This is a genomic window from Paenibacillus sp. DMB20, from assembly GCF_000987955.1.
Taxonomy (GTDB): Bacteria; Bacillota; Bacilli; order Paenibacillales; family Paenibacillaceae; genus Paenibacillus_AQ.
Window position 1 is genome coordinate 447,552 of record NZ_LAZU01000037.1, and the last position, 12,444, is coordinate 459,995.

Genomic DNA, 12,444 nt, shown 5'->3' on the forward strand with positions numbered 1-12,444 from the left:
GCTTAGAACAAGGCGTTGTCCTTATCGTATTTGCGCACAATGTAGTTGGATGTCATGACCAGGATGAAGCCGACAACGGATTGATACAAACCTGCAGCCGTACTCATGCCGATTTCGCCGGTCGTCTTAAGCCCGCGGTATACATACGTATCGATAACGTTTGTCACGGAGTACAGAGTTCCGGAGTTTCTTGGCACCTGATAGAAGAGGCCAAAGTCTGCATAAAAAATTCTGCCGATCGCAAGCAGCGTCAAAATGGTCATCAGCGGCTTCAGCATCGGTATCGTAATTGCCTTGATCTGCTGCCATTTGTTGGCACCGTCAATCATCGCCGCTTCATACAGCGATTTATCGATACCCATGATGGCTGCAAGATACACAACGCTGTTATAGCCGATAATCTTCCACAGACTGACCAGAATCAGAATGTAGGGCCAGTATTTCGTCTCCGAGTACCACTGTATCGGATCTGCTCCGAACCAACCGAGAATCTGGTTCAACATCCCTTTGTCCATGCTCAGGAAGCTGAACGTGAAATAACCGACAATGACCCAAGACAAGAAATAGGGCAGAAACATGCCGGTCTGGTACACTTTCGCCAGTCGTTTGTTTGCGATTTCGGACAAGACAATGGCCAGGGCGACAGACAGGATCAGGCCCAGGATAATAAAGGCGAAATTATACAACACCGTGTTTCTCGTAATGATATACGCATCGTTGGTACTGAACAAAAATTTAAAGTTTTTCAGTCCAACCCATTCACTGTTGATGATGCTGGCCAGAAACCCTTCTTTGCTGAAGCGGTATTCCTTAAATGCGATAACGGTTCCCAGCATCGGCAAATATGAGAAAAAGAGAAACCAAATGGCTCCCGGCAGTACCATGAGAAGCATGGCTTTGTTGGTCATGATGTTCTTGAAAAATTGTCCGATTGCTCTCACTACTATCCCTCCTCTTGATGAATCAAGCAAAAACGGCTTCGCATCCTCTTAAAAGCAAAGGACGAAGGCGCTTCTCCCGAGAAAATATAAGCCCAAGCATGAAAAACTCCTATACTTTTCTTATATCTGAATAAAGAAGGGCGGTGGTAACCCGCCGCCCCTCCTATTTAATGCCGTACCTCAGATTACTTGTTGCTTGCCTTCCAAGCGTCAACCTGTTTCTGCGCTTCCGCGATAATCTTGTCCAGGCCGGCAGCGTTCAATTTCTCAATCGCTTTAGGCAGGAATTGTTCCGGATCGACCGTACCGGTCATCAACGGAGCCCAGAATTCTTCCTTCACGTTGGTGACTGCTGCAAGTTCGGAAGAAACATTGGTTGGGTCGAAGTTGAATCCAAGCAGCGGAGCCGGTTTACCGGACTCGTTGAACTTCTTGAACTCTTCCCACTTGTTCTCCGGATCTTTAGGTGTCAGGTAAGTAAGCATCACGTTACCCAGCGAGAACGTAGGCATATCGTAGTTCTTGGAAGCAGGCAGGTTCTCCATCACATTTTCGCTAACCTTTTTGTAGTGTTCGCCTTCAATACCGGAATCCACCAGGTTGCGGAGATATTTGTCGGTGTTGAGCAGGTTCAGGAATTTCATCGCTTCCTCAGGGTGATCCGAGTTCGCGGAGATCGCTTGCATCGAGCCCATTACGGACCAGTTAAAGATCGTTGGGTCGCCGGCAGGCGTGGAAACTACAGGATAGCCATAACTCTCGCTCCACGAGTTGTCTGCGAAAGGCTGTGTAGCGGCGCGGTCTGAAAACCAGTTGCCCGATGTGAACAAGTCTTGCGTCGAGGTTGTTGTAGCAGCCTCTGGGGAGATATATCCCGCTTTATAGAATTTGTTCATCGTTTTCAGCGCTTCCATGGTTTCAGGGGCTTCCAGGAAGTTCACGACTTTAAGCTCGTCCTTATCGTCCAAGTGGACAGCCATCGGCATCTTCTCGATCACGTAATCAAACGGAAGCAGCGGGCCGAAGTCTTTGTTGATTGCGAGCGGGACAACATTCGGCTCTTTTTCCTTGATCGTCTTGAGCAGCGGTTCGAGGCTTTCCAGCGATCTTACGTTGGAAATGTCCAGGTTGTACTTATCGAGCAGGTTTTTGTTGAAACGCCATGCTTCTTGAGCAGGGAGCTCTTTGTTGGCTGGAATGGCGTAGTTATGTCCGTCCACCTTGGAGCCTTCCAGGAATGCAGGGTCAATGGCTTCCTTGATGCCTTGTCCATGCTTCTCGATCAGCTCGTCCAGTTGCATGAATGCGCCTTTTCTGGCATTCTGCACGTAATCGAACGCCCAGGAGCTTGTGAACAGGATATCCATCGGCTCGCCGGAAGCGGCCATAACCTGCATTTTTTGAGAGTAGTCACCGAAGTCGATCATTTTCATGTCCACGGTTACGCCGATTTTTTTCGGCCGTGTACTTATTGATTTCAGCTTCGACCTTATCAAGGTCCTTCTGCGGCGGACCTACCGTATACCAGATCAACTCCACCGGTTTAGCGGCGCTTCCTCCGTTGCTTGCGCTTTCATTTGCCTCATCTTTTTTGCCACCGCAAGCAGACAGGAGCATGGATGCGGACAGCAGCAGCGTCAGCGGCACCAGCCATTTCTTTTTAGACTTACTCATTGTTTGTCCTCCCTTTTGTTTCTCTGGTTTGCTTTCTACACATTTAAGGTTACCGGATGAAAGCATTTTCACATAGGCGAAAAATTAAAGTTATTATGGTGAAAATAAAGAAATAACTGCTCCGATTTTTGAAATCAGAGCAGTCCTCTAAAGTCCCTGGGAGAAAGACCGACATACTTTTTGAATTGTTTATAAAAATATCCAGTTTCCCAATAACCTACTTTTCTGGAAATATCCTGTACTTTCATCGGCGTCGTTCGCAGCAGCTCTTTCGCTTTTTCGATTCGGTATCGGTTGATATATTCCGTGAAGCTCTCCCCGGTCTCTTTGTGGAACAAATGGCCCAAATATACCGGATGGATATGGTACTGCGCCCCGAGCGCCTTCAAGGAAAGGTCTTCATCATAAGACTGGTGGATATGGTGGAGCATTTGCTGGATGACCGGGCTTTTGATGTCGCTGTTCAAGGCATCGACCAGACCGCCGATCCCGTCTTTGACGGCGGCAATCAGATCTTCGATCGAGACGGATTCCATGATGCGTTCCAGCGTGTTTTTCACGAAATCCGGAGCGGCTCCGTACTGGATGTCGCTCAGTTCCATTTTGAACCGGATAATCAGTTCAACGGCGGCGCTCTGCAATACTCCCGGAGCCATTCCCGGCATTCCCCGCAGTTCCTCAAAATCGCTGTCAATTTTAAGGAAAAGCGCGTTCTTGTCGCGGGCGGCTATCCCTTTGGCGTATTCCGGCCAATGCCAGGAAAACGTGTTCGAGGTTTTATCCTTGCGCTCCTGGATGTCCATATAATCGACATAGGACGGCTGCTGGAGAACAAGAAAATACTCCTGAGCCTCTTTGGCATGCCGGTAACTGTCCGTATTATGGGTCTGAAGATCCTCAATGCTGCCGAGCGATATGGTGATCTCCTCCCCAAAACACTGTTCCCGGACCTCCTGCAACAGCCGGATCGCCCGCGGCTTGTCCGTTTCGGGATCATCCATCGTAAAAATAACCACATAATCGCCGTCGTAGTCGATCAGATAAAGGACGTTTTCCTCACGCTCGGTCAGCTGTTTCAGCACCTCTTCCAGCTTAACCGACGGGGAACGGAGAACCGATGCCATCACGTACGGCTGATTCAGCCGGAGATCGAGCAAGGAGGCCCGTTCGGCCAATTCCTCCTGCTGGATTTTCCCGGTCAGCCACCGGTATAGGATATTACTTCTCAAAATGGATATATCGTATTCATCCAGCAGGTAATGGGCTCGTTTGGCGTTCAGCTTGCCAATGGTCCCGGACAAAGTCTCCTCAAGCTCCTGCAGATTGATCGGCTTGAGCAGGTAGTTTTCGATCCCCAGCCTCATGGCTTCTTTCAAATAGGCAAAATCGTCGAATCCGCTCAGAATGATCACCTTCAGTTCGGGGCGGACCTGCCTTGCGGCCGCAATCAGTTCAAGACCGGTCATCACCGGCATGGAAATATCCGTAATCAGAATATCGGCCGGCACGTTCTTTAGCTTGTCCAGGGCCTCTTTCCCGTTCTCGGCATGACCGACGATTTCGAGTCCGAATCCCGGCCAATCCACTGCATCATACAAGCCCTCGATAATAAAGGGCTCGTCGTCCACGATAAACACCTTATACATCGCCATTCAACTCCTTATCCCTCTCCAGAAACCCGATCGACACCGTCGTCCCAAGCTCCGGATCGCTCTCGATGTCCATGTCGTAATCATTGCCGTACGTCAGCTTTAACCGCTCCTTTACGCTCCGCAGCCCGAAGGATTCGCCGGTCGCCTCTACCGCAAGCAGACGCTCGCGAATGTCCGCCAGCCGTTCCGTCGTCATTCCCTTGCCGTTGTCGCTTACGACTACGCGGACCCGTTCCCCTACGCGGACCGCCGAAATGACGATCCGGTTATCGTACCGGTCGGCTTTCAAGCCGTGTACGATATAATTTTCAATCAGCGGCTGCAGCGACATTTTGATCATGGAAATGTTTCTTAGCTCCGGCTCGCAGTGGATCTCATACGTAAACTTGTCCTTATACCGGATCCGAAACAGCTCCAAATATAGCCGGCACGCCTCCAGCTCGTCTTTCAGCGTATAGCGTTCCTTCGTCTGGACCATGTTCTTAAACAGCACGGACAAGCTGTAAATCATGTCACCCACATCCCGCGCACCCTGAGATAATGCCCTCATGCGGATCACTTCCAGCGTATTGTACAGAAAATGGGGATTGATCCTCGCCTGAAGGGCGGATAACTCCGCGTTCTTCTGATTGATTTCGGCCTTATATACCTTATCGATATATCTCGTCAACTCATTCAGCATTTCGTTAAAGCTATGGGAAATCTGGCCGAGTTGATCTTCTTTCGGATCCTGTATTCTCGCCACGAAGTCCCCCGTTTCCACCTTCTTCATAAAGCGGATGATGTTGTTCGTTCTTTTGGAATAGTTCACGATCAATAAGGACGGCAGAATAACCGCAATCAGCACGCATATGGTCGCCACCAAAATGATCGTATCCCGCAGGCCTTGATAGGAGGCGGCCACCTGGGCCTTGGGCGCGATTCCGACAACCGTAAAGCCGCCTTGATTATGCGGCAATGAGGTAATATAGGATTCTTCCTCAAGTTCAACCGTCTGCTTCGGATTAAGCAGTTCCTCCGCATAGGGATAGCGCTTGCCGTTATACTTGCCGGAAGAGTCGTAGAGTACCTGACCGTCAGCGGTAAGCACAAGAAGGTAGCCTTTCATATTTGGGGCGTAACTCTGCAGCACCTGGCGCAAGCCTTCGGTTCGGAAGAAGACGAGCAGCTGGCCGAGGTTTTTATAGGTCCGCATGTTGTTGATCGGGCTGCGGATCGAATACAGCGGCAATTCTTCGTCGCCGGTCAGCTTTCGCACCCATTTATTGGGCAATGTAACGCTCTGCGTTTCAAGCGCCATGGCATCCGGAATGTATGAACGTATGGAATTGGCCTGATAAAGCTTGTTCATGCTCCCCTGCTTATAAACGTACACATATTGTTTTTCGGCACTATATAGAATGATGTTTTGGATATCCGGATCATCCTCGAGATACTTCTTGAAATAGGCTAGGACGCTCTCCGAGTTGGAGGTAGCGGAACTGGTGAACCGCTCGATTCTTTTAGCCATGTATTCATTGAAGTTATTCATCAGGAAAAACGAAATATCCTCGCTTAATGAAGCGCTCCGGTAAATATCATTTAAGTAGGAATGAACGGTTTCGTATTTCTGATTCAAATACCGCTCCACTCGCTCCACCGCTTCATGCTGTTTATCAAGCTCGCTCCGGATGGCGGATTGAGACAGAAAATGATACATCAGATACGACAAAGAGACAATCGTCACTACCGTGATCAGGACGAACAGGAGCAGCATTTTGGTGAACATATTGTTTTTGATATTGGCACGGTAAAAGTTAACAGGAGACAAGGTTCTCCATCTCCCCTTCCTGATAGGTCAAGCGGACGCAAAAGTCCGTCTCTCTACTATAACATGAACCGCGTAAATTTATTTGATGTATGTTCCATGGATAACGGGCAGCAAAAAAAAGAAGGTCCCCATCGTCCCCGGACCTTCGAAGATACAGAACGTCAAAGCTAAACGTTTAAAGCGCCGTTTTTGGCGAAAATTTCAATTACCCGCTCCCGCTGCATTTCCTTGCATTCCAGCAGCAGCAGCGTACGGCCCACCTCTATCTGCCGTTCATATGACCCGGCATCCTCTTCGGGAATGCCCAGCTCGATCAAACTGATGGCCAGCCCGTGCTCTCCTTCGCTGCCGATTCCGGCTCCGGCCGTCCTTTTGGCCCTCGGGCCCGATGCAGCTCAGGGGTTGGAATATAATGGTACCCAAATAAAAACAAGCCCTTTCCGTTACGGATAGGGACATCATCCGCTTTCCGCGCATAACCTGATGAAAAGGAGTGATGATTATGCCAAAGTACCGGATTATTGTTGATTTGTCGGATTTCCGGCTTCATCTGCTGGATGGGGATCGGGTGATCCGCACCTATCCGATCGCCGTCGGGAAGATGGCCACCCAGACTCCTCGGGGCAATTACACGATTGTGAACAAACAGCCTAATCCCGGAGGTCCCTACGGCTCTTACTGGCTCGGCTTGTCCAAACCCCATTACGGAATCCATGGTACGAATGATCCTTCTTCCATCGGGAGAGCCGTATCCCGCGGCTGCATCCGGATGTACAACGAAGACGTTAACCAGCTCGCCTCTCTCGTTCCCATTCATACGCAGGTGACCATCCGCCCTTGAAGCCCTTAGCCGCTTCCGGGCGTACAAGCTCCACGTTCATTCAAAGAGCCCGCAATTGGTTAATGAGAACTATTAGAAGCTACTTAAAGTACAATACATACCTTGGAGGGATCGTTCCATGATGCAGAGCAAATACTTTCGGACATGCCTCGGCATTATCGCGCTGCTGTTAATTATCTATCTCGGCTCCAAGATCAGCTTTATGTTCCGGCCTTTCGTCTCCATCTTCAACATGCTGTTATTTCCAATGGCGATGGCCGGTTTCTTCTATTATTTGCTGCGGCCGATCGTGGATTACCTCGAGCAGCGGAAAATCAAGCGTTCGTTGGGTGTTTTGATGATTTATTTTGCATTCGCCGGCCTGTTTGCCATGTTCGTTTTTTTTGGTATGGCCGACGCTGAAAGAGCAAATCGAAAACTTTATTATGAATGCGCCAAACCTCGTGGACGATCTTCAGAAACAAATGGACCATCTCCAGAAAAATCCGTTTTGGGCACGTTTCATGCCTTCGGAGTCCGAGCTGTATACCCGGCTGATGGAATACGCGAACCGGGCCATGTCCTGGATCAGCACCTCGATCAGCAATCTCATTGCAGTCGTTTCCAACATCGTCATCATTATCGCCACCGTCCCGATCATTCTCTATTACATGCTGAAGGAGAGCGGGAAACTGCCGCCCAAGCTGCTCGGCATTTTACCGCGAAAATACCGGCGAGACGGTCAGGAAGTGCTGAGCGATATCGACAACGCCCTTAGCAATTTCATTATCGGCAAGGTTATTCTGAATCTGGTGCTCAGCGCGCTCATGTACATCGGCTTCCTTATCATCGGCCTGCCATACTCGCTGTTGCTGACGCTTATATCATTCGTGCTGAATTTCATTCCTTATGTCGGGGCCTTTTTGGCCGCCATACCGGTCGTCATCGTCGGATTCATCGAGTCTCCGGGCATTGCCATCTGGTCCGTCGTTGTCATTGTCGTCGCACAGCAATTTCAAGACAATATTTTGACCCCGGTCATTTACGGCAAGCAGTTGGACATCCACCCTCTGACTACCGTCATTTTGCTTCTCGTCGGAGGAGATTTTTACGGTATCCTCGGCGTGCTTTTGGCCATACCGGCATATATGGTCATAAAAATCATATTTATCCGCGTGTACGAGCTCTTCCTTGCCGAAAAGGTGGAGGACGCTTAAAACGCGGTACCTTTTCACCAAATCCGGCTCACCCCCTATGCGGAAGAACTTCAAACAAAAAAAGAAGCAAAAAAAAGCGTCCTTGGGTCCATCGTCTGAAAAAGACTCGTTCAATAGACGGTTACTCCAAGGCGCTTTCTTCTGGGGACACGACCTGCATGCGATCCACGTTCGATCTACGAGCGCCCGCGCAGCGAGCGGACAACAAAACGATGCTCGTCTTTGCGAAGGCGCATGCCGTTCGACAGGGTCACGGTTTCCGCATCATGGGCGGTAAGTACGGCCTGGTAGGCTGCCAGGGTGTCGCCTCTCCATACCATGACGCTCGACCGGAAATAAACCGCATTGTCGAACTGGATCGAGTGATTGACCATGTAACCGATCGAGTTTAGAGCGGGTGAATGATTCGCCTGCTCAATTTTTGCAATTGCTTGAAACGGGACGGAAATGTCACCGGGTGCGAGCACAATCCTCTCCTGTATACCGTCCCAGGCTTTCAGGGTTCCTTCCATCGTGACTTTCCCGCCGTCGCGGCGCTGAACGACCACACGACGTCCAATCCAATGCTTCAACGCCCTTGCACCTCCCCGGTCTATTCACCTTCCGCTGCCCGGCAGATCGGGAATGCTCCAATCTACCGGCTTAATGCCATGCTCCGTCAGAAAAGAGTTTGAAGCCGAAAAAGGCCGGCTGCCCAAAAATCCTTTATGTGCCGCAAACGGGCTCGGATGGGTCGATTCCAACACCTTGTGGCGCTTGCGGTCGATAAATGCGCCTTTTTTCTGGGCATGGCTCCCCCATAAAATAAATACCATCGGGATTTCGCGATCATTCAGCAAAGAAATAACCGCGTCCGTAAAATGCTCCCAACCGAGTCCCTTGTGGGAATTCGGCTCACCTTCCCTTACCGTAAGCACTGCATTAAGAAGCAGGACGCCCTGGTTGGCCCAATGCATCAACGAACCGTGATTCGGAATGGGCACGCCGAGATCCGCTGCAAGCTCTTTATGAATATTATGTAATGACGGCGGTATTCTCACACCCGGTCTGACGGAAAAACTTAATCCCTCAGCCTGACCGCGGCCATGATACGGATCCTGACCCAGAATGACAACCTTCACGTCCCGATACGGCGTTTGCTTTAACGCCCGAAAAATATCCTCTTTCGGCGGGTAAACGTTAAACTCCTTGTACTCCACGGCCAGCTTGTAGCGCAGCTGGTTAAAGTACGGCTTCTCCATCTCTTCTTGCAGAAGATGATCCCAATCGTTGTTAAACACGGCTGCCTCCTTCTGGCAGATGCCTCTCTTGCGAGTTGATAGATTCATAGATACAACTTAAGAAAATATTACAACTTTTCCAAAAAAAAATAAACCGCCTTCTATCTTAGAGATAGCGAACGGTTTATTTTTTTATCACGCTTGACATTCATGTATGCCGAGGACCGGGCTCGAACCGGTACGGTAGTCACCTACCGCAGGATTTTAAGTCCTGTGCGTCTGCCAATTCCGCCACCCCGGCATATTAGGGGCTATTTACAAGCAAATAACCAAGTTAAAGCGTCATGAATAGTATTATATCCATAATTGGTCGTAAGATCAACCATTTTTTTTTAGGTTATTTTATTGCCCTCATAATAGTCGGGGTTCAAGCTGCAAACACATATATTTTGATATGGAATTAAAACGTTCTATCCGGCCTGGCCGGATTCCTCGGACCCGGTTTTCGACTTGTTCAGCAGGACAATTCCGGCAATAACCAGGATCAGCGCTGCCGCTTTCATGAACGACATGTGCTCGTTAAAAGCGATAACGCCGATGATTGCCGTTAAAGCCGTGCCGATTCCCGACCAGGTTGCATAGGCCGATGATAATGAAATGCTTTTTAACGCAAAAGAAAGAAATATAAAAAGATCCCACAAAACCCGCCACGACCCCGATAGACGGCCAAAGCTCCGTGAAACCCTCCGATATCTTCAGCATGGTCGACCCGAAGGACTCAAACAAAATGGCAAGACCTAAGTACACTGCGCCTCCCAACGACCTTCCCCCTTATTTCGCAAGATTCAGCAATACGATGCCTATGGTAAGTATGGCAATGCCAAGCAACCCCTGACGGTTGATCTTCTCTTTAAATAGATATACCCCGATAATGACGGTCAGGATCGTCCCCACTCCGCTCCATGTTGCATATGACAACCCCAGCGGGAGTACCTGAAGCGCTTTGGACAACATGTAAAAGGCCGCAATATAACCTGCCACGACCCCGAGGACGGGAACAAATCTAGTAAATCCATGCGAAAGCTTCAGCATCGTGGAGCCGAATACTTCGAATACGATGGCCCCTGCCAAAAACAAATAGAAAACCACTCGTTACCCTCCTTAACGCAAAACGCAAACTGTACGTCCACGGCCCGTATCGGCCCGATCCGAAACGGCCGCAAACACGCGAAGCTGAAAAATGTTTGCATCCTCCGCCTGTTCTTCCGAGCCTCATTATACCATTTCGTTCGGCAGACTAAAAAGCATCCCTGGGGAAGATTTCCTTTGGGGATGCTTCAGCTTGGCGCAAGCGCGATTCGGAAAACGAGGTCGCCAGCGCCGATCGTGTTTTCCAGGTTGCTTATCTGAGAAAGCTTGACGGAAACTGTTGGATGATACCGCTTGTCATCATGTCGGCCATCTCAAGTGCCTGCGGTTCGATCAGGTCGTTTAAAGCGATATTTTTCGAATGATCGCCTGCAATACGAGCGGTGACCTCTTCGCTGAGAAGTCTCAGATGCTCACGCAGCATGCGCTGCCATTCCGCCTGGGACCAATAGGGATTGATCCTGCCAAGAAAAAGAGCAAATCGCATCCGCATTGGCGTACCACCGCATCTGAGCGTCCGCCGCCGCTTGGGCGTTGCCCGACTTCAGCGCCCCAACAAGTTCGGCCGCTATCGTAAGATGACTCCGGAATAAGTTCGCGAACCTAGCCGCGATGTCCGAACCGTAATAAAGGGCAAGAACAGCCGCAAAATCGTCGGGATTTCGGAGGAGCCTTTCCGTGGTTTCCTTTACATCCGGGAGGTCTCCAACGATACTGTTTACCGTCAATCTGGTCCAGTACACATGCTGCTCCAATAGAGTCCTGAACTTCCTGTTCAACTCTACGGCTGACGGCGTCAACGCCCAATGACTAGCCTGCCGAAAACCATAATGCCAATAAACCGGGGAATAAGCACACATCATGGGTAACTCCTTTTTCAATATTGTATAGGCAAAATGCTTATTTTGTGCTTGCGTTACCTTTAATGCTTAAAAAAAACGCAACAAGTCTCCCCAAACCTGCGTACAGCTATTTCCTCGGGCTTTTCCCATTACCATGTAAGAGCATTTCGTTTGAGATCGAACGAGTTAATGTTGTATAATTCAGGAAATCCCATTGAGGTGCGCCGATGAAAAAAATTTAGTCGTTTTGAAAAGGTCATCATTTCGATACTCGTAGGATTGATTTTATTGTTCATCGGATCTTTCTTTTTTTGTCAGGTACGTGTTTCTGAATTTTCCATTTGCTCCTTAAGTAAAGAGGGAGACTCTTCTTGACATTCTTTCCCGAAAGGAGGTACATCATTATGAAAAAATTTAGATTTAAACGGGCCCAGTTAGAGCGCTTTTCGAACATCACCACTCTAGGATCGGATGTTATTTACTATCTCCCTCGTTTGATCATGAAACTTTTAAACTAAACCAATCCATTTTCCGCCTCAAATACAAGAGAACCATATACCCTCATGATTTTTTAAAATATCACTCAACTCAAAGCACCTAATAAAAACGTCCAATAATCGCTGCCGCTGCCCTGTTTTATGGTCGAAAATGGCGAAGAATCCTCTTCATCCTTGATCACGACAATGCTTGCCGTATCCGGCTTAATCCGCCATTGGATGTACCCTTTGCCTTCCAAACTTTGCAGTGCCTGCATGATGTCTTCCTTTTGGCGTCCGATCATATGTTCCAATAGCTTAATGTCCGGCATACGGCCCAGCCTGTGCATTGGATAATTGATCAAGATTCGGTGCAACTTGCGTTCTAAGTCAGGAAGCATAGCGCCCACCTCCAGCAGGACGCATGGCGAGGATGTTCTCAATCCGGAACACCCGCGGTGCTCCTGACTGCAGGCAGCGGGCACGGACACGTCCATCCTTTACCCCGATCACTTCAATCTTCCTTTGTGTGATATTGCCTTTCCCGTCAATGTAGATAATTTCGATGATATCGCCGATGTATTTATCCACCATGTTCGCCTCCAAACAGGAACATTTGTTTGTATTATATGCGAACATCAGT

The 12,444-nt window shown here is 49.2% G+C and carries 12 protein-coding genes, 1 tRNA gene and 3 pseudogenes; 2 read left to right on the forward strand and 14 right to left on the reverse strand.

Annotated elements, in window-relative coordinates:
- Positions 1 to 2: 2 nt before the first annotated feature.
- From XI25_RS22745 to XI25_RS33490, 5 genes and pseudogenes are all read right to left on the reverse strand, one after another.
- A complete protein-coding gene (locus XI25_RS22745) occupies positions 3 to 932 on the reverse strand; it encodes an ABC transporter permease (RefSeq protein ID WP_200901474.1) in 930 nt (309 codons plus the stop codon).
- Between the two features lie 194 nt (positions 933 to 1,126).
- Positions 1,127 to 2,615, reverse strand: a pseudogene (locus tag XI25_RS22750) (ABC transporter substrate-binding protein).
- A 134-nt stretch (positions 2,616 to 2,749) separates the two neighbouring features.
- Complete coding sequence (locus tag XI25_RS22755; RefSeq protein ID WP_046680351.1) at positions 2,750 to 4,261, reverse strand: response regulator transcription factor; 1,512 nt, start codon at positions 4,259 to 4,261, stop codon at positions 2,750 to 2,752.
- Positions 4,254 to 6,077, reverse strand: a complete 1,824-nt coding sequence (locus XI25_RS22760) for a cache domain-containing sensor histidine kinase (protein ID WP_327204844.1) — start codon at positions 6,075 to 6,077, stop codon at positions 4,254 to 4,256. The genes XI25_RS22755 and XI25_RS22760 overlap by 8 nt, the downstream gene beginning before the upstream one ends.
- Before the next feature lie 167 nt (positions 6,078 to 6,244).
- The gene (locus XI25_RS33490; protein WP_160308947.1) at positions 6,245 to 6,394 is read right to left on the reverse strand and encodes a hypothetical protein; all 150 of its coding nucleotides are present in this window, start codon (positions 6,392 to 6,394) and stop codon (positions 6,245 to 6,247) included.
- Between the two features lie 185 nt (positions 6,395 to 6,579).
- Between XI25_RS33490 and XI25_RS22765 the strand changes: the two genes are divergently transcribed.
- Together XI25_RS22765 and XI25_RS22770 are read left to right on the forward strand one after the other, a co-directional pair.
- On the forward strand, positions 6,580 to 6,918 hold the full coding sequence (locus tag XI25_RS22765; protein ID WP_046680352.1) for a L,D-transpeptidase: 339 nt from the start codon (positions 6,580 to 6,582) through the stop codon (positions 6,916 to 6,918).
- Positions 6,919 to 7,036: 118 nt separating this feature from the next.
- Positions 7,037 to 8,114 (forward strand): annotated as a pseudogene (locus XI25_RS22770) (AI-2E family transporter).
- Positions 8,115 to 8,290: 176 nt separating this feature from the next.
- Here the strand turns inward: XI25_RS22770 and XI25_RS22775 are convergent.
- The 9 genes and pseudogenes from XI25_RS22775 to XI25_RS22810 all read right to left on the reverse strand — a co-directional run bounded on the left by XI25_RS22775 (position 8,291) and on the right by XI25_RS22810 (position 12,395).
- Positions 8,291 to 8,686, reverse strand: a complete 396-nt coding sequence (locus XI25_RS22775; protein WP_046680353.1) for a hypothetical protein — start codon at positions 8,684 to 8,686, stop codon at positions 8,291 to 8,293.
- A 24-nt stretch (positions 8,687 to 8,710) separates the two neighbouring features.
- Positions 8,711 to 9,394: a uracil-DNA glycosylase gene (gene ung / locus XI25_RS22780; RefSeq protein WP_046680354.1), complete on the reverse strand. Its 684-nt coding sequence runs from the start codon at positions 9,392 to 9,394 to the stop codon at positions 8,711 to 8,713.
- A gap of 155 nt (positions 9,395 to 9,549) precedes the next feature.
- Positions 9,550 to 9,635, reverse strand: a tRNA-Leu gene (locus XI25_RS22785).
- Between the two features lie 169 nt (positions 9,636 to 9,804).
- A pseudogene (locus XI25_RS22790) lies at positions 9,805 to 10,153 on the reverse strand (DMT family transporter).
- Positions 10,154 to 10,165: 12 nt separating this feature from the next.
- Complete coding sequence (locus XI25_RS22795; protein WP_046680355.1) at positions 10,166 to 10,483, reverse strand: DMT family transporter; 318 nt, start codon at positions 10,481 to 10,483, stop codon at positions 10,166 to 10,168.
- Between the two features lie 253 nt (positions 10,484 to 10,736).
- Complete coding sequence (locus XI25_RS35150; protein WP_235440082.1) at positions 10,737 to 10,907, reverse strand: hypothetical protein; 171 nt, start codon at positions 10,905 to 10,907, stop codon at positions 10,737 to 10,739.
- Positions 10,897 to 11,346: a hypothetical protein gene (locus tag XI25_RS22800; RefSeq protein ID WP_235440083.1), complete on the reverse strand. Its 450-nt coding sequence runs from the start codon at positions 11,344 to 11,346 to the stop codon at positions 10,897 to 10,899. Before XI25_RS22800 ends, XI25_RS35150 begins: the two co-directional genes overlap by 11 nt.
- A 562-nt stretch (positions 11,347 to 11,908) precedes the next feature.
- On the reverse strand, positions 11,909 to 12,202 hold the full coding sequence (locus XI25_RS22805; protein WP_046680356.1) for a hypothetical protein: 294 nt from the start codon (positions 12,200 to 12,202) through the stop codon (positions 11,909 to 11,911).
- A complete protein-coding gene (locus XI25_RS22810) occupies positions 12,192 to 12,395 on the reverse strand; it encodes a hypothetical protein (RefSeq protein ID WP_046680460.1) in 204 nt (67 codons plus the stop codon). The genes XI25_RS22805 and XI25_RS22810 overlap by 11 nt, the downstream gene beginning before the upstream one ends.
- Between the last annotated feature and the right edge of the window lie 49 nt (positions 12,396 to 12,444).

Excerpts from the sequence above, each read along its gene's own strand:
- XI25_RS22810 (WP_046680460.1), bottom strand. The coding sequence starts at position 12,395 with ATGGTGGATAAATACATCGGCGATATCATCGAAATTATCTACATTGAC.
- XI25_RS22805 (WP_046680356.1), bottom strand. The coding sequence starts at position 12,202 with ATGCTTCCTGACTTAGAACGCAAGTTGCACCGAATCTTGATCAATTAT.
- XI25_RS22765 (WP_046680352.1), top strand. The coding sequence starts at position 6,580 with ATGCCAAAGTACCGGATTATTGTTGATTTGTCGGATTTCCGGCTTCAT.
- XI25_RS22800 (WP_235440083.1), bottom strand. The coding sequence starts at position 11,346 with ATGATGTGTGCTTATTCCCCGGTTTATTGGCATTATGGTTTTCGGCAG.
- XI25_RS22755 (WP_046680351.1), bottom strand. The coding sequence starts at position 4,261 with ATGTATAAGGTGTTTATCGTGGACGACGAGCCCTTTATTATCGAGGGC.
- XI25_RS35150 (WP_235440082.1), bottom strand. The coding sequence starts at position 10,907 with ATGCTGCGTGAGCATCTGAGACTTCTCAGCGAAGAGGTCACCGCTCGT.